This is a genomic window from Sulfurivermis fontis, from assembly GCF_004001245.1.
GTDB classification, from domain to species: domain Bacteria; phylum Pseudomonadota; class Gammaproteobacteria; order Thiohalomonadales; family Thiohalomonadaceae; genus Sulfurivermis; species Sulfurivermis fontis.
In genome coordinates, this window is record NZ_AP018724.1 from 252,917 (window position 1) to 272,246 (window position 19,330).

Genomic DNA, 19,330 nt, shown 5'->3' on the forward strand with positions numbered 1-19,330 from the left:
ATGAAGCCGGGTGCGATACCGCGCAAGACGGGGCAGGGACGGGAGGAGATCGCCACCCGCGCGCGCGGCCTGTCCGCGCGCCTGCGCCAGCTGCTGATCAGGATCGATGGTTCCATGAGTGCCGACGCCATCGCCTATGGGCATGCCAGTCCCGAAGAGATCTTTGCCCTGCTGGAAGAGCTGCAGATGCTGGGACTCATCAGCAGCGGGGACGACACCGAGGTTGTCCCCGCCGCCGTTGCGCCGGTACTCGGGCTCGATACCGAGCGCATGGTCCTGGCCCGGCGCTGGCTGATCGAGTTCGCGCAGAACACCCTGGGAGGCGCCGCCGGCGATGCGGTGGAGCGTATCCAGCGTTGTACGACCTATGCCGAACTGGATGTGCTCGCCAAGTCTTGTGGCGAGGTGGTTGCCGCAGTGGCCGGGCGGCACAAGGCGGAACAGTTTCTGGCAGAGTGGCGCCGCGTGTTCGCGCCGTCGTGAATGGCGTCAGCGCGGCGCCCGCAAGCCGTCAGCAGCAGACCTGCCCGCCGTGCCGGCACGGTATTCACAGGCTGGGCAGGGACAGGGGGGTGAACAGGGCGTCGCATGCGGTGTGGGAAGTGGTTGCCATGGCGGCGTCGACCCGCGCGCGCGTCAGGTGCGGGGCGAACTCGGCAATGAAGTCGTACATGTAGCCACGCAGCGTGATCCCGCGGCGCAGGCCAATCCGGGTGGTGCTCGGTTCGAACAGATGGCTGGCGTCGAGGGCGCACAGGTCGGTGTCGATGTCGGGGGCGTAGGCCATGCGCGCCACGATGCCGACACCGAGGCCGAGACGGACATAGGTCTTGATCACGTCGGCGTCGGTGGCGGTGAACACCACGTGCGGTTGCAGACCGCGCTGCCTGAAGGCGGTATCCAGTTGCGAGCGGCCGGTGAAGCCGAACACGTAGGTGAGGATGGGATACTCCGCCACCGCCTCCAGGGTCAGTGGCTGTACCTCGCGCAGGGGATGGTCGCAGGGGGTGATGATGGCGCGGTTCCAGTGGTAGCAGGGCAGCATCACCAGATTCTCGAAGTGCTCCATGGCCTCGGTGGCGATGGCGAAATCCACGGCGCCGTCGGCCGCCAGTTCCGCGATCTGCATCGGCGTGCCCTGGTGCAGGTGCAGCGTAACCGCGGGGTAGCGACGGACAAAGCGGCTCACCACCCGCGGCAGCGCGTAGCGCGCCTGGGTGTGGGTGGTGGCGATGGACAGGGTGCCCTTGTCCGGGGCCCGGAACTCCTGTGCCGTGCGGCGGATCTGTTCGAGATCGACCAGGGCGCGCTGCGCCAGGGCCAGCACCGCCTCGCCGGCGGCGGTGACGCGGACCAGCTGTTTGCCGCGGCGCTCGAAGATCTGCACGCCGAGTTCGTCTTCCAGCTGGCGGATCTGCCGGCTCACGCCCGGTTGTGACGTGAACAACCGTTCCGCGGCCATCGATATATTCAACCCTTCGCGTGCTACGGCGGTGATGTAGCGGAGTTGTTGCAGATTCATGGCGAAGCCCTCGTTTCATCCCGTGCCGCACATGCCGCAGCGTGCGCAGCTCCCTGATGCGAGTTTCGCAGGGAGGGCGCGTCTTTGTATCGCTTTTGCTTAGAACACCGAGTCATAGGGATATGAAAACTGGTTCCTTCCCGCCGCCTGCGGCGCGAAATACGCTTCATCTCCATAGCGCACTTGGAGATGCCCGTGGAATTGCATTACGCCTACAGCGTCGCCGCATTTGCGGTCGGCGCCCTGGTTGGCCTGACCGGCGTCGGCGGCGGCGCGCTGATGACGCCGATCCTGCTCGCCCTCGGCGTGCAGCCCGCCACGGCGGTGGGCACCGATTTGCTCTATGCCGCGATCACCAAGAGCTGCGCTATCCCGGTCCATCAGCGCCGCCGCACCGTGCAGTGGCCGGTGGTCGGCCGGCTGGCCCTGGGCAGCGTGCCGGGCGCCGTGCTGGCGCTGTGGTGGCTGCGCGATCTGGCCGCACACACGCCGCTGCTGGAACGGCGGCTGCTCGCGGTGCTCGGCGCGGCCCTGTTGTTGACCGCAGCGGCGATGCTGTTGCACGAGCCGTTGCGCCGGCGCCGCGCCCGTAATGGCGGATCGACTGCATCAATCGTGCCGGAACGCTGGCTGGCGCCGGCCACGGTGGCGGCGGGCGCGGTGCTCGGCGTACTGGTCACCCTGTCCTCGGTAGGTGCCGGCGCGCTTGGCGCAATGGCCCTGTACCTGCTGTATCCGCGCCTGCCGACGGCGGCCATCGTCGGCACCGACATCGCCCATGCGGTGCCGCTGGCACTGGTGGCGGGCCTGGGGCACCTGCAACTGGGCAATGTGGACGGTACGTTGCTGGCCAGCCTGCTACTCGGTTCGGTGCCGGGCATCGTGCTCGGTACCCGCCTGGGCCTGCGCCTGCCGGAGCACGTCGTGCGGCCGTTGCTGGCAAGTTTTTTGTTGTTTATCGGTGCCGGTCTGGTGCTGCGCGCGTGAGCGGGCCGGCGCGGTACGTTACAGGAGAAGAGTGATGATCGACCAGGCAGTGCTCGACCGCTATCAAAGCGACGTGACGGATTTTCTCGCCGGCATTCTCGATGCCGAGCGCTTCGCCGCGCGGCGTCTGCATCAGGGCATCTATGCCCAACTGCAGGATGGCTACTACATGCTGCGCACCAAGCTGCCGGCCGGCCGCCTGCAAGCGCAGCAGTTGATCGGCGTCGCCGAGGTGGTGGAGAACTACTGCCAGGAGGGCCACAAGGTGATCCACCTCACCACGCGCCAGGACATCCAGTTCCATTTCCTGCGGCTGGAGGACACCCCCGCGGTGTTGCGTCACCTGGCGCGCTACGGCATCACCAGCCGTGAGGCCTCGGGCAATACCGTGCGCAACATCACCGCCTGCCCGCTGGCCGGCGTCTGCCCGCGCGAGCACACCGACGTCAATCGTCACGTCGGCGCCGCCGCGCGGCATTTTCTCGGCCACCCGCTGACCCAGCAGTTGCCGCGTAAATTCAAGATCGGTTTCTCCGGCTGCGGTGCCGACTGCGCCTTGGGGGCGATCAACGATGTGGCGCTGATCGCCACCCTCCGCGATGGCCGCGGCGGCTTCCGCCTGTACGGCTTCGGCGGTCTGGGGGCCAAGCCCTACGCGGCGGTGGAGATCGATCCATTCGTGCCGGAGGAACATGTGTTGCCGGCCATCGAGGCGGTGCTGAGCCTGCATCACCGCCACTCCGAGCGCAGCAACCGCTCGCGCGCCCGCATCAAATTCCTGCGTGATCGCTTCGACCTGGAGCAGCTGCGCGCCATGTACCGTGAGGAGCTGCGCCGTTGCCTGTTGCAACCGCACATGCTGCCGGCGGGTGAATGGCGCGAAGGCAGTGGTGAGGTGCCGTGCCGGCAGGGTGTGGTGCGCGGCGTGGTCGCGCAGCGCCAGGCGGGTCTGTACGCCGTGCCGGTGAGCGTGCGCCTGGGGCAGTTGTGCAACCGCCAGTTGCGCGGCCTGGCCGAATTGCTCGCCGCGTTGGAACTGCCCGAGCTGCGCACCACCTTGAACCAGAATCTGCTGATCCCGGACGTGCCGCAGGAAACGCGCGCTGCGCTGCAAGAGGGGCTGGCCCGCTTCGGCCTCGGTGTGCCCCAGTCCGGTGACGATGTCGTCAACTGCCCGGGGGCTGCGCTGTGCCCGCTGGCGATCACCACGTCGCAGCCGCTGGCGGCGCGTATTCACGGCGGTGTGTGCGATCTGCGCATCCGCGTCAACGGCTGCCAGAACAGTTGCGCGCAATCCGATACCGCCGATATCGGCCTGTACGGTGTCGCGCGGCGGCATCACGGCACGCTGCTGCCCAGCTACGTGTTGCAACTGGGCGGCAGTGGTGTGGTGGATGGCGCTTTCGCCGGCGCGGGACCCGTGGTGCCGGCGCGGCGTGTGCCCGACGCGGTGCGGCGGCTGCACGACGCCTATTCCGCTGGGCGTCTGCCGGCAGAGGATTTCGGCGCCTACGTACGGCGCGTCGGGCCGGCATATTTCGACGCATTGCTGGCGGATCTGACGGCGGTAGAGCCACAGGACATCCCGCTGCTGGCGCGTGATCTGGGCGTGACCGCTTCGTTCCGTTCCGGCCAGCGCGGTATCGGCGAATGCGCCGGTTCGCGCACGGATCCGCTGCTGCTGCTGGACGCGGAACTGGTTTATCAGCGCAACAGCCGCAACGCCTTTTTGCAGGAGGGAAATTTCGCCGAGGCGCGCGCCTGCGTCGCGGCCGCCTTGCGCGCGACCCTGGCCGCTGTCGAGGATTTACCGGCCAGTAATGGTGCGTTGGACGATCCGGCACGCCATGGCGCGTTGCTGCGGCGCCGTTTCCCCCAGCGGCCTGAATTCGCCGTGGCCCTGGAAGCGATCCATGCCGACCACGGTGACGACATCGCCGCGTGGGTGCGGCAGGCCGACGACTGGATTGCCCGGGTGCGTGCGGCGCTGGTGGAGGTGCGCAGGTTGCCGCCGGCCAGCGTTACTGTTTCGTGACCGGATGGGGATGACGGTCATTACCGGGGCGTAACCGATACAGGCTCCACGGGCGCCAAAGGCGGGTTTGCGGCCGGGCACGGCGCCTGGTCCAAATCCTGCAAACAGGAGCGAATCGGTGGAACCAACCAACAGGAGCGGGGCAGAAAGAATGGGCAGCGCGGAACTCTGCTTGATCGATGACGTTACAGCGCGTGCCGCCCGGCGCGCGCCGGGGCACGCGGGCGGGGGACAGGAAGAGAAAACGGCGGCGCACAACGGTGTGCTGATCAAGGGCATCACCAGCGCGGGGCATGTGTTCCGACCCAGCGACTGGGCGCAGCGCATGGCAGCGGCGGCGACGGTGAATTGCGGCTATTGCGGCGGCCGCGGCGAGGGACGCTACAATCCCCACGTGCGCGTGCTGTACGTGGACGGTTTGACCTGCCTGTGGGTGGATACGGTGTTGCAGGAGATCGATGCGCCGTTGCACATGTTCATCATGCGTTTCGCCAGCGACAACCACCTCAAGGTGGTCGAGGCCTGAAAGCAGACACATGAGCAAAGAGTAACGATACAAGAGAAGGCACGCGCTATGCCCGTAGCGTCTCGGATACAAACGTGCGCGTAGCGCACTCATCCACTTGTATCTTTACGCTTGTATCTGCCTTATCCCGTAGTGACGCACACGGTGGCGAAGCCGCCGCCGGGCGTGCGGAAGTTGGTGGTCTGGCCGCGGTAGAGGCGGGCGGCGATGAGCTGGATGGCGCCATCGTAGACGTAGCAGCGCACGTCGGCCTTCAGTTCCACCACCTCGTTGTCCACCACCGCATGGCGCAGCGACGGCGCCACCATCTCCTGCGCCACGTAATCCGCGTGCAGCAGTTTCTCGAATACCGTGCGGGTCAGCTTGGCGCCCTCGTAGGTGCCGTGGCTGCCGTAGGCCGCCACCGGCTTGAAGAACAGGCGGCGGCGGTGGCGCCACAGTTCGTCGGCCAACGCCGGGCTGACGCGGCGGGTGGGCGGCACGTGGGCGGTGATCTGCGCGATGTCCGCGGCGTCGGCGCCGAGCGATGCCAGCCGGGCGGCATCGGACAGCCGCGCCAGGTGGCGCTTGTCGGCGTACAGGGCATGGCTGCGCGGGTGCGGCGTGAGGACGACACGGCCGGTGAGATACGCTTCACGCAGGATGGCGAGGTGCGGCGCCTCCAGATAGAAGTCGGTCAGACGGTTGTAGATGAGGTCGATGGCTGCGCCCTTCACGGTGAGGCCGTCGGCGCCGGCCTGCAATTCGCGCGGATCGCAAATCAGCGTTTCTATACCGGCGCGGGCGAACAGCTCGACGAAGCGCAGAAACTCGGGAAACAGATACTGCTGCGGTGGATTCTCGTCGACGATGGCGATGCGGCGCAGCGGCTGGTCACCGCGTGCCAGACGCCATTCGCGCAAAAAACTGTCGAGGATCGCCTGCTCCGCCGCGGTTGCCTCCAGTGCCGGTGCGGCACCGTGCAGTTCGCGGCAGCAGGAGTTCTGCGCCGCCAGCAGGGCGGTGCTGATCAGGGCGCCGCCGGCGTTGCTGTTGATCTCGATGAGTTGCGGTCGCTCGGTGCCCAGATGAAAGTCATAACCGTACAGCACGCCGGGATGGCCCGGATCGAAGGCGGCACTGGCCGGCGCCTCCGCCAGGGCCTGTGTCCGCCAGTCCGGCAGGGCGGCGACGCGATGGATGGCGGCGATGGTGTCGCGCATGGCGGCAAAGGCGGCCTGCGGGATATACAGCGGCGCCGCCGCCTGGCGCGGATAGGTCTCGTCCACCTGCAACGACTGCTGCGGGCAGAGACAGAAACGGTTCAGCCGCGCGGCGCTGTGCACGGTGGCCTCGCCGGCGTCGTCGGTGAAGGACGGGGCGGATGTGTTGGACGGGGCGGTCATCGGATTAACCACGGCAAGGGAACGCCACGGCGGATGCCGGGCTGCAATAGCTTAGCGCACGGCGCGCGTGGTGTCCCTCGCTGTGCCGGCTTACAGGGGCGTCTTGTGCCCCGGCTTACGGGCCTCGATGGTGGCGGAGATGACGTAGTCCTCGATGCCGCGTCCCGGCGCCCAGGTACGGATGAACTCGCGGCTTTCATCCTTGGGCCGGATGGCGATTGCGCCGAACCCCGCATCGCGCATCATCGCCTCCAGCGCGTCGATGGTCGAGGCGCCGGCCATGCAGCCGGTGTAGAGGGCGAGGTCCTGGCGCGCCTCGGGCGGCAGTTCGGCGCTGGCAACGATGTCGGAGATGGCGAGCCGTCCGCCCGGCTTGAGCACGCGGAAGGCCTCGGCAAAGACGCGCGCCTTTTCCGGCGACAGGTTGATGACGCAGTTGGAGATGATCACGTCGACGCTGCTATCGTCCACCGGCAGCTGCTCGATGTGGCCGCTGCGGAACTCCACGTTGGCGTAGCCGCCCTTCTGTGCATTGGCGCGCGCCTTGGCGATCATCTCGGGCGTCATGTCGACGCCGATCACCTTGCCCTGTTCGCCCACCGCGCGTGCGGCGAGAAAGGCGTCGAAGCCGGCGCCGCTGCCGAGGTCCAGCACCGTCTCGCCGGGTTGCAGCGCGGCGATGGCTTGCGGGTTGCCGCAGCCCAGGCCGAGGTTGGCGCCGGCGGGAACGACGCTCACATCTTCGGTCGAATAGCCGAGCCCCTGTGATACCGCGGAGGCCGGTGCCGGTGCGCAGCAATCGCCGCTGCGGCAGCCGCCGCCGCCCTGCAACGCCACCTGGGCGTAGCTTTCGCGCACGGCGGCGCGGATGTCATCGTGCTTGTCCGGGTTCATGGTCATCTCCTGGGTAGTGGGTGTCCCATGGTTAAACGGACGTGGTGTGCAAAAGACGCAGAAATGTTTTTTGCCCGGACGCCGGTGCCGCGCCACGCAGCCGGCAACGGACTCCTCAGCGTTGCTGACCGGGGGACCGGCGTTGCAGTGCCTCGTTCATTTCCGCTTCGCTGATGCGCCCGTCATGGTCGCTGTCGATCTCGTCGAAGCCGAGCACGCGCGGTGCATTGCGCAGCTGCCGTCCCGCGGCGGCGCGCTCCGCCTGGCGGCGCGCACGGAAGGCATCGAACTCCGCGCGGCTGATGTAGCCGTCGCCGTCGGTGTCATGGACCGAAAACGGCGGCGGCGTGTCGGCGGCAAACGGTGCCGTCACCGGCAGCAGGGCAAACAGCAACAGCGCAATGATGCGGCCACTCATGGCTTGGCCTCCTTCAGGTACTCGGTCAGTGCGGCGAGATCGTCCTCGCCGAGTTTGAAGCGATGGGCGCGCACGCTGTTGCCGCGCAGTAGCTCCGCCACCTGATCGGGCAGGGTGCGCAGGCGCGTGGGGTCGGCGTCGTGGCAATACACGCAGTTGCCCTCGTACAGGGCGCGTCCCTGCTCGGCGCGGGTGGCGCCGCTGGCGGCGGGTGTGGGCTGGGCGTAGAAGCTGCCGTGATCCCAGAAGCCCGGTTCGGCGCAGCCGAGACAGGGATGGCCGGATTCGATGGGGGTACTGGTGCCGCCGTTCCACTTGCGCGTGGCGCAGGCGTTGTAGGTGGTGATGCCCTTGCAGCCCAGTTCGTACAGGCACCAGCCGGCGCGCGCGCCCTCGTCGTCGAACTGCTTGGCGAAGCGGCCCGCCTCGTAGTGGCCGCGACGCGAGCAGCGTTCGTGCACCGTCTCGCCGTACAGCGCCAGCGGCCGCGCGCGATCGTCCAGCTCGGGCAGGTGGCCGAAGGCGACCCGATGGGCGAGCACGGCGCTGATCACCTCCGGCACCGGCGGGCAGCCGGGCAGGTTCACCAGCGGCCGCAGCGGCACCTTGCCCTGCGCCATCAGGTCGGCCACGCCCATGGCGCCGGTGGGATTGGGCGCGGCGGCGGGCAGGCCGCCGAAGGCCGCGCAGGTTCCCACCGCCACCACCGCCTCGGCCGCCTCCAGGCAGCGGCCGAGCAGGCTCAGGTTGCTCTCGCCGGCGATGGTGGAACAGGCGCCGTGCAACGCCGTCGGCACCGAACCGTCGACCACCAGCAGCAGGCGTCCGGCGTGTTCTTTCAGAGTGCGCTCGCGCGCGGCCTCCGCCGCCGCACCGGCGGCGGCCTGCAGGGTGTGGTGATAGTCGAGGGAGATGATCTCGAACAGCAGCCGTTCCAGGGACGGCGCCTCGCTGCGGGTGAGCGCTTCGGTGCAGCCGGTGCATTCCTGGAACGACAGCCACACCAGCGGCAGGCGCGGCGTGCGCGCCAGGGCGGCGGCCATCAGCCGGGCGGCGCCCGGCGGCAGCGCCAGCAGGGCGGCGGCCTGGGCGCAAAATTTCAGAAAGGCACGGCGGCTCAGGCGGGGTGTGCGAGGCGAGGCCATCTTAACCTCCTGTGCCGGGGTAGGCGGCGCCGGCAGGAGCCTACAGTGTATGCCACTGTAGCGGCACAGGTCGCGTGTTCCCAGGCGTCGATTTGCCCGGTGCGCGCTAGCCCGCTGGATAGGTGTCACCCGGATGGTAGATAACACCGTCTGCTTCGACGGTGATCGCGCTGACATCCTCCCGGCTGGAGTGCAGAAGCTTGGTTCATGGGTTGATCTCGCCTGCGGAACCGGCAGCCCCATGTTGTGCAGGGTGGAGCGGATCAGGCGGTGAGCTTTCTGGTCAGAGGTATGGTCAGCCATGACTCGATCTGCCAACGGGTCGGAATGCCTCCGCTATAGACCAGCACGCCGTCCACGATGACAGCGGGAACGGTAAGGATGCGACAGGCCGCCATGCGGGCAGGGGCGTCCACTCTCTCCACATGGATGGTGAGTTTTCAATTCAGTCAGATATTGACCTTCTCCAGGCGCCCGCGCCACCAACGGAACATTGTCGCCAGTGGTTAAAAAAGAGGCCACCCCGGAGGGTGGCCATAAATGGTGCGGAAAACGGTCAGACCGGGAAGGGTTGGACTGACCGCAGGAGGGGGTCCGAGGATCCTTCCACACCAGTTCCCACAAAAAACTCAGTTGCCGGTGATGGAAACCACGCGCTTGTTGCGCGCGGGATCCTTGGTCCAGGCGTGCATGGAGCCGTCGTAGACCGCCACCTTTTTGTTGCCGAGGATTTCGGACAGCACGAACCAGTGGCCGGTGCTCAGGTGGCCGCTGTCGCAGTAGGTGATGGTCGGCTTGTCCAGCGCCACGCCCTTGGCCTTGGCCACCGCCTTCAATGTCGCGGCGTCGTGGAACGGCGCGGACTTGCCGCCGTTCTTGGCGTCCACCACCAGCATGTAGGGCTGCAGATTGATGGCGCCGTCGATGTGGCCCTTGGCGGAGACGTAGGTGCGGTGGCCGAGGCCGAGGAACTGCGCTTCGTCGCGGCCGTCGATGATCTGGGTGTCGCCGCGGTTCAAGGCGTCGACGACGTCCTTGGTGGTGGCGAGCAGTTCGCGGCGCTCGGCGCGGGCGGTGAAATTGCCTTTGCCGGGGTTGCGGGCGTTGGGCACCAGCTGGCGCTTTTCGTTGGCCCATTTGGCGGCGCCGCCGTCGAGCAGGGCCATGTTGTCATGGCCGTAATATTTGAGAGTCCAGTAGACGCGGGTACCCCAGGTCACTTCGCCGGAATCGGTCCCCGGAGTGACGATGACCACGGCGCTGTCGTTGCTGACGCCGCGCTCCTGCATCAGCTTCTCGAAGTCGGCCTTGGAGGGCAGCAGGTCGTCGTGCACCTCGCCGTCCTTGTCGGTCTGATTCTTCACGCGCACCTGCTTCCACGGCAGCTGCACCGCGCCGGGAATGTACTGCATGCCGTCGTGGCTGCTGCGCACATCGAGGATCACCACGTTCTGCAGGTTGTTCTGCAGCCAGTCGGTGCTGACCAGCGGGCCAGGGACTTTGGCCGCATGGGCCGCCGAGACGGCGCCGAGCAGCAGCGCCGCTACGGACAACAGTCGTTTCATCGTATTCATATCGACTCCTCTCTCGTGATTTTGATTTGTTCAGACGGCGCGGTGGGGCGCGATATCTGGCAAATGTCATTCGCAAGCATCGTGCCACTGTCGCGTGTGCCTGCGCCGCTAGCGGCGCAGGCCATGTAAAGCAAGGAGTTAGCGTGCGTGCATGCGATGCCCGAGGCCGTGCGTAGGCGGTGTTGATCCGTGGCAATGTGCCAGAGTCTGGCGATTTGCAACGGTCTTGCAGGCGGGCGCCGCGCTGGAGCGGGCAGTACAAAACCGACGCAGGTTGCTGTGTGGACGGAAGTTTTTGCCTGGACAGAGAAACTGGCACCTGCTTTGCACTTGACTGGCTGTATACGGAGCAAAGAACTCCGGACACACGCCAACCACGGAGACCCCATGGAACTGTTCAAGAAGACCATCGATCCCGTCACCGCCCTGATCCTCATCGGCATCGCCAACGTGTTCATGTTTCTCGTCGTCGGTGCATGGACCGTGGGCGGCGGTGAAACCATGATGACCGGCCTGATGGCGCAGGCGGTGCTGGGCGAGCAACTCAACCGCGTGCCGTTCTGGGAGCTGGTGTTCCAGCCCTTCATCGGCGACTGGCGCATGTATCTGAGCCTCGGCATGCTGAGCGGCGCCTTCATCGCGGCGGTGTTGTCCAAGGAGTTCTATCTGCGCCTGCCGCGCAGCCTGTCGGAGTGGGTGATGATCACCGTCGGCGGCCTGCTCATGGGCATCGGCATCCGTCTCGCCTTCGTCTGCAACGTCAGCACCTTCTTCGGCCTGTCCAACCAGATGAACCTGGGCGGCTATCTGGCCATCTCCGGCATCATCGCCGGCTGCTACGTCGGTTCCATGATCTACAAGCGCATCCTGGAGGGTTGAGATGAGTATCGTCGGGCAATGTCTGGTCGGATTTCTGTTCGGCGCCATCGTCGGCGTGCTGGTGCAGCGCTCGCGCTTCTGCAACGTGGCGGCGCTGCGTGATGCCATGCTGTTCAAGAGCTATCGCAACACCAAGGCCCTGCTCGCCGGCATGATGGTGATGACCCTGGGGTTCACCCTGTTCATGAGCTTCGGCGACGGCAAGCCGCTGCGCTTCGACGTCGGCCTCAACACCCTCATCGGCCTGTTCATCTTCGGCGTCGGCATGGTGCTGGCCGGCGCCTGCACCGTGTCCACCTGGGTCAAGGCGGGCGAGGGCAACGTCGGCGCAGTGTGGGCGCTGCTGTTCACCTTCATCGGCATGTTCCTGTTCTCGCTGGTGTGGTCCTTCACCTATTGGCCGCCGGCGCCTTCCACCATGACCGGCGAGCCCAACCTGGCCGGCCTGCAACTGGGGCTGTCCAATGCGGCCACGCTACAGGAGAAATTCGGCGTGCCGGCCATCGTGTTCGGTCTCATCCAGGCCGGCGTGCTCTACGCGATCTACCGTGCCGTGCTGCGCAAGGAGCGGCAGGTGGCGGCGGAACGCGGCGGCTGAGCCGGCAGCGGTTGCAGCGCGCATACGATTCATTCCTGCGCACGGGCACACGACAGATTTCTAACCGCTCGATACATCGAGCCCTGATTGGAGAAATGCACATGGGACTTTTCGGCAAGAAGAAAGAGCCGGCCGCGGTCGAGGCCGGCGGTTCGGTGACCCTGGCGGACGGCAGCACCCACGAGGTGGGCCGCGTGGTGGATGCGGTGGGCGACTCCTGCCCGCGTCCGCAGCTCAAGACCAAGAAGGCGCTGGCGGATGCCGCCCCGGGTACCGTGGTCGAGGTGCGCATCGACAACCCCACCTCGATGGAGGCGATCCCGCCGATGATGCCGGAGGTGGGCGGCACCCATCTCGGCACGGTCAAGGCCGAGCGCTACTGGCGCGTCATCGTGCGCAAGAACTGAGGACGGCGCGATGACTTCCGGCCAATGGCAACTGGGCGTGTTTTCGGCACTGGTGGGAATCACTGCCCTCGCAACCCTGGTCTATGTGCTGGTCGCAGGCCCCGACTATCTCGCCTACTCGCGCGATGGCGTGCCGCATCTGACGCCCAAGGTGGCGCATCCGCAAACCGGCGAGGCGCTGGAGATGGGCATGCTGATCAAGCACTACAAGGGCGAGTTGGAAAACGGCGCCAAGGTCTATTACTGACGGAGGCACGGTGATGGAAGCACTCGATCTCAAGACGCTGATCCACATCGGCATGTTCTTCCTGGCGTTCTATCTGATGTACGTCAGCTTCACCAAGGACCCGTTCTGAGGAGGCGCCGATGAGTGATTCGATGAGCAATACCCAGATCCTGCTGTTCTGCGGCGTTTCCCTCGCCCTCACCCTCGGGGCGGCGGCCGTGCTGTTTCCCTATGCCGCGATGAGCGATGAGCAACGTGCGCGTCTCGACACGCCACAGCCGGCGGAGACGCTGGGCGCGATCGATCTCGGTGGTTACTTCGGCTCGGTGCCGGTCACCGACCTGGTGCATTACTACGTGACCAATCCGCCTCATGGCGGTACGGCACCCACGGCCGTCAAGGCGGATCGCTTCGGCGGTTGCTGATGGTGTATGGCATGGTGCGGCTGTCACTGTGGCTGACTTTGCTGCTGCTCTGTAGCGGCGCGGCGGCGGAGTTTCGCTATGCGGCGACGCTGCCGGAAGAGGGTGTGGTTGTGGATGCCCGTCCCTTGGAGCAGTGCCGTGCCATGAGCCTGGTGGGTGCACGCTGCCTGCCTGCTGCGGATTTACTCGGCCCGCACCGCAGGCTGCCGAGCTTCCGGGATATTTTATGGGTGTTTGGCACCGCCGGCCTGCGCGGCGACGAGACGCTGACGGTCGTGGGTGGCGATCCCCTGGAACGCGATTATGTCGCCGCCTTGCTCTACCTCGCAGGCCAACGTGAGGTCGTGGTCCTGACCGAACCGGTACCCCGCCTGATTGCCGCCGGTGCGGGCGCCGCGCCCGGCATGCAACGCGGCATGATCCGCGATCCCATCTATCGTGCTGCCATGCGCGAGCATCTGCTGGTACTGCGTGATGAGTTGTGGACCGAGTTGCGCAGCACCAGGCCGCCGGCGCTGTTCGACGGCCGCAGCGATGCGGAGTATCGCGGCGAGCGGGTGCGGGCACAGCGCGGCGGGCGTCTGCCGGGCGCGCTGTCATGGCCTGACCATGAATTGCGCACGTCGCTGACACGCGAGGTGCGCCAATCCCGCTCCGCGGTCGTTGCCTATGGCCATGATCCGCTGGAGTCCCTGGCCTATTTCACCCTGCTGCGTGCCGGTGCCCGCTTTGACGCGCGCGTCTATGTCCAGGGCTGGCGCGAGTGGGCCGCGCGCGGTGAATTGCCGGTGGATCATGAAACCTTGCCCGAGCCCGTTGCCGCCGCGGCACCGCCGATGGTGCAGGGGAGCCCGCCATGGCTGTGGCTGGCCACGGCGCTGGCCATTGCATCTATTGCCGTACTTTTTGCCGCCCGAAGGAGTCACCGATGGACCTCTTGATTGACGTATCCACCCCCGATGCTGCCCCCGTGCTGGTGCCGCTGTTGCAGGCGCTGCACCGGCGCGGCAGCGAGTGGGCGATATTTTTCACCAACGACGGCGTCAAGGCGCTGAGCGATCCGCAGCTGGCCGGCCTGCTGCACCTGGCGGAGCAGGCCGTTGCCTGCGAGTTCTCCTGGGAACGCCACATGGGCCACGCACCGTGTCCCGTTACCATCGGCAGCCAGACCAATCACAGCATGCTGGCGGCCAACGCCGCCCGCATCATCGGCCTGTAGGGGAGCGTATTCATGAGTGCAGGAAAGAAATCCTTGCTGCTGTTGGCGCGCCGCGATCACACCGAGGCGATGCGCGTGGCTGCCGGCCTCACCATCTTCGGCCACGCGGTGCGCCTGGTATTCATGACCGGGCCGGTGGCCGACACGGCGGAGAACGCCGAGCAGGCGGAGATGCTGGAGCTGTCCGACATCGCGCCGGAGACCACCGTCGCCGGGCAGGACCTGCCGCACCTGGAACCCGGCGCCCTGGCCCTCGCCATGGCGGAAGCCGACGCCGTCATCAGCCTGTGAGGTAACGCCATGAACATCGCCATACTCGATAGCGGACTGTTTCCCGATCGCGCCACCATGGACGAGGCGGTCAACTACTTCGAACCCCATTACAACTTCTACCGCTGGAACCTGCGCGCGCCGGAGTTGACGCGCGACGACTGGGACCGCATCGTCGACGAGTTGTTGAGCGCCGATCGGGTGATCGTGATCTGACGACGATGTTGCGGCCTTGCCTGCTCGCGTTGCTGCTGCTGATCGGCGCCGGTCCGGTCCATGCGGTGGGCGAGCACGGCCGGCGCTTTGCGGCGGAGATCGCCGTGATGCTGGGCGACGCTGAAAAGCTGCTGGCGGCCGATACACTGCCCCTGCATCGCCGCGGCCTGGAGGCGCGGCTGGAGAGCAGCCTCAGCCTGCTCGGCATACTGGCACGTGAACAGGCACAGGAACGCGGCAGTGCGCCGTCAGCGTTGCTTGCCCGCGTGAATACCCTGCGCGACGACTACCGCAGCGGCCGGCTACAACGCCTGCGCGATGATCTGCGCGCGCTGGTGCAGGACCATCCGCTGCACCTGCCCGAGTGGCGACAACCCGAAGCGACGGCGGCCCGCCTCGCCGCCGGCCGCACGCTGTACGAAACCCTGTGCCTGGCCTGCCACCACCAGCCTTACCAGGAACGGGAAAACCCGCCTTACAATCTGTTCCGCCAGGCGCGCAGCGAAGCGCGCGAAATATTCGCCGCACGCCTCTATGGCGGGGTGCGTGGCGTGCCCGCCACCTCGCTGGATAATCCCCTGTCGCTGGAAGAGATGACCGCGCTGCTGGTCTGGCTGCTGGAGGCGCCGGACGATCAGATCGGCAACGCCGAGTGATGCGAAAGCCCCGACAGGTTGTTGCACCGTTACTTACCCTCCCAGGAAGGCATAAACACAAAAAGCGTTAAACGCGAAGACGCAAAGGACGCCAAGGCCGCCAAGGCCGCAAATGGCTACCGGCATCCTGCCTTATGTTCATGGATGGCCGGGGGCGGCGTTTCGCATCATTCCCCTTTGCGTTCTTCGCGTCCTTTGCGTTGAAGGCTTTTGACTCTACGGGTCAGCAGCCTGCCCCTGATGGCCTCGCTGGCCGACTGATGGCGGCCCTAGCCCCTCAGCTTGCGATGCAGGGTGGAGGCGTCGATGCCGAGGCGGCGGGCGGTTTCGGTCTTGTTGCCGTCGCAGCGTTCCAGCATGTGCCGGATCCACCACGTTTCCACTTCGGCCAGCGTGGCGTCGGGTGAAATCGGCAGTGCGGCATCGGGGAGTGCCGTGCGGCCGGCGGGTTGGCGCAGTTCGGCGGGGAGCTGGATCGGTTCGATGAACTCGCCGCGCGCCAGGACCACGGCGCGCTGCACGATGTTTTCCAGTTCGCGCACGTTGCCGGGCCAGCGGTAGGCGCGCAGGCAGTCGAGGGCGGCGGGGGTGAATCCCTGCAGGGTCTTGTTGTAGCGCAGGGCGAAGGTGGACAGCAGTTGCTCCGCCAGCGGCACGATGTCTTCGCTGCGTTCGCGCAGCGGCGGCAGGTCGATGGGAAATACCTTGAGGCGGTAGTAGAGGTCGGCGCGGAAGCGGCCCTGTGCCACCAGTTCGTCCAGCGGCTGGTTGGTGGCGCACACCAGGCGCACGTCCACCTCGATGATGTGCTGGCCGCCGACGCGCATCAGGGTGCGTTCCTGCAGGAATTGCAGCAGGCGCACCTGGATCTCCGGCGGCGCGCTGTTGATCTCGTCCAGCAGCAGGGTGCCGCCGTCGGCCAGTTCCAGCAGGCCCTTCTTGCGCTGTGTCGCGCCGGTGAAGGCGCCCTTTTCGTGGCCGAACAGTTCGCTCTCCGCCAGCGTCGGGGCGATGCCGGCGCAATTCAGGCTGAAGTAGGGCTGCTCGCGCCGCGCGCCGAGGGTGTGCAGCAGGCGCGCCAGCATGCTCTTGCCGGTGCCGGTCTCGCCGTTGAGCAGCACCGGGATGTCGGCGTCGGCCACCTGGTGCACTACCTCCATCACCTCGCGCATGGCACGGCTGTGCATCACCGGCGGCGGCACGCCGGTGTCGAGCTGGTGCAGCCGGGCGGTGAGTTGTTCCACCTGGGTGCGGTGACGCAGCGACTCGAAGATGCGCGCCAGTACCGCGCTCACCTCGTCGGTGTCGAAGGGCTTGGTGATGATGTCGGCCACCTGGTTGCGGAAGGCGTCGATGGCGTTCTGCACCGTGGCGTAGCCGGTGACCAGCACCACCGGCAGGGCGGGGTCGATCTCGTGGGCCAGGCGCAGCAGGGTGAGGCCGTCCGGGCCGGGCAGGCGCAGGTCGGTGAACAGGGCGTCGGCCTCGCCGCCGGCCAGGTGGACGGCCGCCTCCTGGCCGGTGTGGACGGTGACGGCGCGAAAGCCGCAGTCGGCGGCCAGTTCGGCCAGCAGCCGCGCCATGTCGCGGTCGTCTTCGGCGATCAGGAGCGTGTAAGACATGAAGTGATCTTCTCCGATTCCGGCAACGGCTGGCCGGGCTGGGGATTGTCCATCGGCAGGCGCAGGCGGAACAGGGTGCGCCCGGGGCGGCTCTCCGCCAGGCAGATGCCGCCCTGCATGGCGTGCAGCAGGGTCATGCACAGATAGAGTCCGAGGCCGGTGCCCTCGCCGGCGGGCTTGCTGCTGACGAAGGGCTCGAACAGGGTGTCGTGCATGGTCTCCGGGATGCCCGGGCCGTTGTCTTCCACCTCCAGCCAGGCCAGGCCGTCCTCACTGTAGGCACGCAGGATGAGGGCGGTACAACCGGCGTGGGTGGCATTGCTCAGCAGGTTGAACAGCACGTGCTCCAGCGCCGCCGGATCGGCCCAGGCCGGCACCTGCGCGTCGCCTTCCACGGCCACGTTCTCTACGCCGCGTTCCTGCATCAGTGGTCGGGTGAGTTGCACCACGTCGCGTGCCAGGGCGGCCAGATCGACGCGTTGGCCCACCGGGTTGGGCTGGTGCGCCGCGGTGAGCAGGCTGCTGACGATGCCGGTGCAGGTGGCGGCCTGTTTTTCGATCACCTCCAGCCGCTCGCGCAGTTCCTGGTCTGCGGTCTGGCGCCGCGCCATTTGCGCATAGCCCTTGATGTTGCCCAGCGGCGTATTGAGGCCGTGGGCCAGCCCCGCCGCCAGTTGGCCGATGGCGGCCAGGCGCTGCTCGCGGCACAGGCGCTCGGTCGCGGCGCGGGTGAGCTGGTTGGCACGCTCCACCTGGTCGATGTGTTCGGCTACCTCGCTGCGCAGGCGGGCGAAGGTGGCCGCCAGTTGTTCCACTTCCTGCGGCGCGTCGGCGGGAATCGGCGCCGGCGGCTGTTCGCTGAGCGGATTGATTTGGGCGGCCAGCTGCTGGATGGGGCGGATCATGCGCCGTTGCAGCAGATTTCTCAGCAGCACGAACAGCGCCAGGGTGACGGCAAAGATGCCGATGATGCCCAGCACGCGCAGTTGCAGGATCATGGCATCGGCGCGGCCGCTGTCGTACTCGACCGTGACATCGCCGATGCGGTTGTGCAGCAGCATGATCGGTTCCTCCACGGTGCCGCGATGGCTGGCGCGGGCGCGCTCGGCGACATTCTCCGCCTGGCCGAGGATTTCGCCGTCGTCGCGGCGGATGCGGATATAGAGCACGTCGCGGTGTTTGACCAGGTCCTCCACATAGCGGGCCAGGGTGCCGTAGTCGCGCATCAGCACCGCGTCGAGGCTGACCACGGCGAGCTGCCGCGCCAGGGCCTGCGCCTTGTCGTGCAGCGCCCCTTCGACGAAGGTGCTGACGCCTTGCTGGACGATGAAGCCGAACAGGCTGGCGAGCAGGAACAGGCCGCCGCCCGCATAGAGACTGATCAGCCGCGACAGCGATCTGCGCCGGGTTGGTTTGCTCACCATGGCAGGGGCTGGCAGCCGCAATCGCGATCCAGGCTGTCCACCAGTTGGCGCGCGAAGTCGTAGCGCGCGTCGTCGACGGCAATGAAGTGCCGGCCGGGTTGCAGCGTTTCGATGGCGCTGCGGCCGGCGGCGTCCGGTTCGATCAGCGCACGGCGCACGGCCTCCACCGTGGTGCCGTCCAGTCCGGGCCGCGCCACGATCACATGGGGCGGCAGCGGCGGCGACTCGGCGATGATGCGCAGGCCGCTGCCCTGGGCGAGATATTGCTCGGCGATCTCGCGCCGCACGCCACCGGCGTGGTAGTCACCGTACAGCACCGCCAGCGCCACGCGCTCGTGCCGGCCGAGATAGCTGAAATCGGCCAGGTCGGCCAGGGTCACCCCGGCCTTGCGCAGCATGCCGCGCGGCACGTAGTGACCGCTGAAGGATTTGTGCGAGCCGAAGGCCATGGTACGGCCCCGGAGTTCGGCCAGCGTGCGTATCTCGCTGTCGGCGCGCGTGATGATCACGCTGAAATAAGTGTCTTCCGCGGCGATGATCTGTACCCGCGCCGCCTTGCCGGCGCCATAGCCGTCGTGGGCGCGCAGATACGGGGTCGGTCCCAGGTAAGCGAAGTCGGCGCCGTCGCCGGCAATGCGGCGGATGTGATCCTCGTAGCTGCTGGCGATGTAGAACTCCACCGGGCGCCCGAGCCTGGCGGCGATGTAATCGACCAGTGGCTGGAAGTGGGCTACCAGACGTGTTGGCGTGTCGTAGGGATAGACGGCGAATACCAGCGCCCGCTCCGGCACGGCGGCCGGGTCGCCGGATGCCGTCTGCGGCGTGCGATCGCAGGCTGCCAGCAGCAACAGAAGCAGGAGCGGAAGCAGAGCCGGTGCGATACGGTAAACGGAGGGCGTCAT

The 19,330-nt window shown here is 67.0% G+C and carries 24 protein-coding genes; 14 read left to right on the forward strand and 10 right to left on the reverse strand.

Annotated elements, in window-relative coordinates:
- Positions 1 to 483, forward strand: a complete 483-nt coding sequence (locus EP379_RS01260) for a hypothetical protein (protein ID WP_127474963.1) — start codon at positions 1 to 3, stop codon at positions 481 to 483.
- A 64-nt stretch (positions 484 to 547) separates the two neighbouring features.
- Here the strand turns inward: EP379_RS01260 and cysB are convergent, their stop codons facing one another.
- On the reverse strand, positions 548 to 1,522 hold the full coding sequence (gene cysB / locus EP379_RS01265) for an HTH-type transcriptional regulator CysB (protein ID WP_127474965.1): 975 nt from the start codon (positions 1,520 to 1,522) through the stop codon (positions 548 to 550).
- A 168-nt stretch (positions 1,523 to 1,690) separates the two neighbouring features.
- Here cysB and EP379_RS01270 point away from each other — a divergent pair, with 168 nt between their 5' ends.
- From EP379_RS01270 to EP379_RS01280, 3 genes are all read left to right on the forward strand, one after another.
- Positions 1,691 to 2,509 (forward strand): sulfite exporter TauE/SafE family protein, encoded by an 819-nt coding sequence (locus EP379_RS01270; protein WP_420824466.1) that lies wholly within the window; start codon positions 1,691 to 1,693, stop codon positions 2,507 to 2,509.
- A 34-nt stretch (positions 2,510 to 2,543) separates the two neighbouring features.
- On the forward strand, positions 2,544 to 4,544 hold the full coding sequence (locus EP379_RS01275) for a nitrite/sulfite reductase (RefSeq protein ID WP_127474969.1): 2,001 nt from the start codon (positions 2,544 to 2,546) through the stop codon (positions 4,542 to 4,544).
- A 172-nt stretch (positions 4,545 to 4,716) separates the two neighbouring features.
- Complete coding sequence (locus tag EP379_RS01280; protein ID WP_172600339.1) at positions 4,717 to 5,070, forward strand: DUF3579 domain-containing protein; 354 nt, start codon at positions 4,717 to 4,719, stop codon at positions 5,068 to 5,070.
- 122 nt (positions 5,071 to 5,192) lie between these two features.
- Here EP379_RS01280 and EP379_RS01285 read toward each other — a convergent pair whose 3' ends face one another.
- The 6 genes from EP379_RS01285 to EP379_RS01310 form a co-directional block, all read right to left on the reverse strand.
- The gene (locus EP379_RS01285) at positions 5,193 to 6,455 is read right to left on the reverse strand and encodes a hypothetical protein (RefSeq protein ID WP_127474973.1); all 1,263 of its coding nucleotides are present in this window, start codon (positions 6,453 to 6,455) and stop codon (positions 5,193 to 5,195) included.
- A gap of 90 nt (positions 6,456 to 6,545) precedes the next feature.
- Positions 6,546 to 7,349 carry an arsenite methyltransferase gene (locus EP379_RS01290; RefSeq protein ID WP_127474975.1) on the reverse strand — a complete coding sequence of 268 codons (804 nt, stop codon included), beginning with the start codon at positions 7,347 to 7,349 and terminating at the stop codon, positions 6,546 to 6,548.
- A 115-nt stretch (positions 7,350 to 7,464) separates the two neighbouring features.
- Complete coding sequence (locus EP379_RS01295) at positions 7,465 to 7,767, reverse strand: EF-hand domain-containing protein (protein WP_127474977.1); 303 nt, start codon at positions 7,765 to 7,767, stop codon at positions 7,465 to 7,467.
- Positions 7,764 to 8,912, reverse strand: coding sequence for a hydrogenase small subunit (locus EP379_RS01300; RefSeq protein WP_127474979.1), 1,149 nt, complete (start codon positions 8,910 to 8,912; stop codon positions 7,764 to 7,766). Before EP379_RS01300 ends, EP379_RS01295 begins: the two co-directional genes overlap by 4 nt.
- Before the next feature lie 263 nt (positions 8,913 to 9,175).
- Positions 9,176 to 9,337 carry a thioredoxin family protein gene (locus EP379_RS16925; protein WP_420824449.1) on the reverse strand — a complete coding sequence of 54 codons (162 nt, stop codon included), beginning with the start codon at positions 9,335 to 9,337 and terminating at the stop codon, positions 9,176 to 9,178.
- A 204-nt stretch (positions 9,338 to 9,541) separates the two neighbouring features.
- Entirely contained in the window at positions 9,542 to 10,486 is a 945-nt protein-coding gene (locus EP379_RS01310) for a sulfurtransferase (protein WP_127474983.1), read from the reverse strand.
- A 195-nt stretch (positions 10,487 to 10,681) separates the two neighbouring features.
- On the opposite strand from EP379_RS01310, the gene EP379_RS01315 reads away from it, so the two are divergent.
- The 10 genes from EP379_RS01315 to EP379_RS01360 all read left to right on the forward strand — a co-directional run bounded on the left by EP379_RS01315 (position 10,682) and on the right by EP379_RS01360 (position 15,382).
- The gene (locus EP379_RS01315; protein ID WP_127474985.1) at positions 10,682 to 11,365 is read left to right on the forward strand and encodes a YeeE/YedE thiosulfate transporter family protein; all 684 of its coding nucleotides are present in this window, start codon (positions 10,682 to 10,684) and stop codon (positions 11,363 to 11,365) included.
- A 1-nt stretch (position 11,366) separates the two neighbouring features.
- Entirely contained in the window at positions 11,367 to 11,963 is a 597-nt protein-coding gene (locus EP379_RS01320) for a YeeE/YedE thiosulfate transporter family protein (RefSeq protein ID WP_127474987.1), read from the forward strand.
- Positions 11,964 to 12,064: 101 nt separating this feature from the next.
- Positions 12,065 to 12,370, forward strand: a complete 306-nt coding sequence (locus EP379_RS01325; protein WP_172600341.1) for a sulfurtransferase TusA family protein — start codon at positions 12,065 to 12,067, stop codon at positions 12,368 to 12,370.
- A 10-nt stretch (positions 12,371 to 12,380) separates the two neighbouring features.
- Positions 12,381 to 12,617: a hypothetical protein gene (locus EP379_RS01330; RefSeq protein WP_127474991.1), complete on the forward strand. Its 237-nt coding sequence runs from the start codon at positions 12,381 to 12,383 to the stop codon at positions 12,615 to 12,617.
- Positions 12,618 to 12,736: 119 nt separating this feature from the next.
- The gene (locus EP379_RS01335; RefSeq protein ID WP_127474993.1) at positions 12,737 to 13,021 is read left to right on the forward strand and encodes a hypothetical protein; all 285 of its coding nucleotides are present in this window, start codon (positions 12,737 to 12,739) and stop codon (positions 13,019 to 13,021) included.
- An 11-nt stretch (positions 13,022 to 13,032) separates the two neighbouring features.
- Positions 13,033 to 13,962 (forward strand): sulfurtransferase, encoded by a 930-nt coding sequence (locus EP379_RS01340; protein ID WP_127474995.1) that lies wholly within the window; start codon positions 13,033 to 13,035, stop codon positions 13,960 to 13,962.
- Positions 13,950 to 14,240 carry a hypothetical protein gene (locus tag EP379_RS01345; protein WP_127474997.1) on the forward strand — a complete coding sequence of 97 codons (291 nt, stop codon included), beginning with the start codon at positions 13,950 to 13,952 and terminating at the stop codon, positions 14,238 to 14,240. Before EP379_RS01340 ends, EP379_RS01345 begins: the two co-directional genes overlap by 13 nt.
- A gap of 12 nt (positions 14,241 to 14,252) precedes the next feature.
- Complete coding sequence (locus tag EP379_RS01350; RefSeq protein WP_127474999.1) at positions 14,253 to 14,531, forward strand: hypothetical protein; 279 nt, start codon at positions 14,253 to 14,255, stop codon at positions 14,529 to 14,531.
- A 9-nt stretch (positions 14,532 to 14,540) separates the two neighbouring features.
- On the forward strand, positions 14,541 to 14,726 hold the full coding sequence (locus EP379_RS01355; RefSeq protein ID WP_127475001.1) for a hypothetical protein: 186 nt from the start codon (positions 14,541 to 14,543) through the stop codon (positions 14,724 to 14,726).
- Between the two features lie 5 nt (positions 14,727 to 14,731).
- Positions 14,732 to 15,382, forward strand: coding sequence for a c-type cytochrome (locus EP379_RS01360; protein ID WP_127475003.1), 651 nt, complete (start codon positions 14,732 to 14,734; stop codon positions 15,380 to 15,382).
- A 269-nt stretch (positions 15,383 to 15,651) separates the two neighbouring features.
- Here the strand turns inward: EP379_RS01360 and EP379_RS01365 are convergent, their stop codons facing one another.
- The 3 genes from EP379_RS01365 to phnD are packed head-to-tail and all read right to left on the reverse strand — an operon-like array spanning position 15,652 to position 19,330.
- On the reverse strand, positions 15,652 to 17,004 hold the full coding sequence (locus EP379_RS01365; RefSeq protein WP_127475006.1) for a sigma-54-dependent transcriptional regulator: 1,353 nt from the start codon (positions 17,002 to 17,004) through the stop codon (positions 15,652 to 15,654).
- Positions 16,986 to 18,428 carry a sensor histidine kinase gene (locus tag EP379_RS01370; protein WP_127475008.1) on the reverse strand — a complete coding sequence of 481 codons (1,443 nt, stop codon included), beginning with the start codon at positions 18,426 to 18,428 and terminating at the stop codon, positions 16,986 to 16,988. Before EP379_RS01370 ends, EP379_RS01365 begins: the two co-directional genes overlap by 19 nt.
- Positions 18,422 to 19,330, reverse strand: a complete 909-nt coding sequence (gene phnD / locus EP379_RS01375; protein ID WP_127475010.1) for a phosphate/phosphite/phosphonate ABC transporter substrate-binding protein — start codon at positions 19,328 to 19,330, stop codon at positions 18,422 to 18,424. The genes EP379_RS01370 and phnD overlap by 7 nt, the downstream gene beginning before the upstream one ends.

Bases quoted from the DNA above. Each gene is read 5' to 3' on its own strand.
- EP379_RS01275 (WP_127474969.1), top strand. From the start codon at position 2,544: ATGATCGACCAGGCAGTGCTCGACCGCTATCAAAGCGACGTGACGGAT.
- EP379_RS01310 (WP_127474983.1), bottom strand. From the start codon at position 10,486: ATGAATACGATGAAACGACTGTTGTCCGTAGCGGCGCTGCTGCTCGGC.
- EP379_RS01290 (WP_127474975.1), bottom strand. From the start codon at position 7,349: ATGAACCCGGACAAGCACGATGACATCCGCGCCGCCGTGCGCGAAAGC.
- EP379_RS01315 (WP_127474985.1), top strand. From the start codon at position 10,682: ATGTGCCAGAGTCTGGCGATTTGCAACGGTCTTGCAGGCGGGCGCCGC.
- phnD (WP_127475010.1), bottom strand. From the start codon at position 19,330: ATGACGCCCTCCGTTTACCGTATCGCACCGGCTCTGCTTCCGCTCCTG.
- EP379_RS01325 (WP_172600341.1), top strand. From the start codon at position 12,065: ATGGGACTTTTCGGCAAGAAGAAAGAGCCGGCCGCGGTCGAGGCCGGC.
- EP379_RS01295 (WP_127474977.1), bottom strand. From the start codon at position 7,767: ATGAGTGGCCGCATCATTGCGCTGTTGCTGTTTGCCCTGCTGCCGGTG.
- EP379_RS01260 (WP_127474963.1), top strand. From the start codon at position 1: ATGAAGCCGGGTGCGATACCGCGCAAGACGGGGCAGGGACGGGAGGAG.
- EP379_RS01285 (WP_127474973.1), bottom strand. From the start codon at position 6,455: ATGACCGCCCCGTCCAACACATCCGCCCCGTCCTTCACCGACGACGCC.
- EP379_RS01360 (WP_127475003.1), top strand. From the start codon at position 14,732: ATGTTGCGGCCTTGCCTGCTCGCGTTGCTGCTGCTGATCGGCGCCGGT.
- EP379_RS01330 (WP_127474991.1), top strand. From the start codon at position 12,381: ATGACTTCCGGCCAATGGCAACTGGGCGTGTTTTCGGCACTGGTGGGA.
- EP379_RS01370 (WP_127475008.1), bottom strand. From the start codon at position 18,428: ATGGTGAGCAAACCAACCCGGCGCAGATCGCTGTCGCGGCTGATCAGT.
- EP379_RS01300 (WP_127474979.1), bottom strand. From the start codon at position 8,912: ATGGCCTCGCCTCGCACACCCCGCCTGAGCCGCCGTGCCTTTCTGAAA.
- EP379_RS01340 (WP_127474995.1), top strand. From the start codon at position 13,033: ATGGTGCGGCTGTCACTGTGGCTGACTTTGCTGCTGCTCTGTAGCGGC.
- EP379_RS01355 (WP_127475001.1), top strand. From the start codon at position 14,541: ATGAACATCGCCATACTCGATAGCGGACTGTTTCCCGATCGCGCCACC.
- EP379_RS01320 (WP_127474987.1), top strand. From the start codon at position 11,367: ATGAGTATCGTCGGGCAATGTCTGGTCGGATTTCTGTTCGGCGCCATC.
- EP379_RS01350 (WP_127474999.1), top strand. From the start codon at position 14,253: ATGAGTGCAGGAAAGAAATCCTTGCTGCTGTTGGCGCGCCGCGATCAC.
- EP379_RS01345 (WP_127474997.1), top strand. From the start codon at position 13,950: ATGGACCTCTTGATTGACGTATCCACCCCCGATGCTGCCCCCGTGCTG.
- EP379_RS01365 (WP_127475006.1), bottom strand. From the start codon at position 17,004: ATGTCTTACACGCTCCTGATCGCCGAAGACGACCGCGACATGGCGCGG.
- cysB (WP_127474965.1), bottom strand. From the start codon at position 1,522: ATGAATCTGCAACAACTCCGCTACATCACCGCCGTAGCACGCGAAGGG.
- EP379_RS01335 (WP_127474993.1), top strand. From the start codon at position 12,737: ATGAGTGATTCGATGAGCAATACCCAGATCCTGCTGTTCTGCGGCGTT.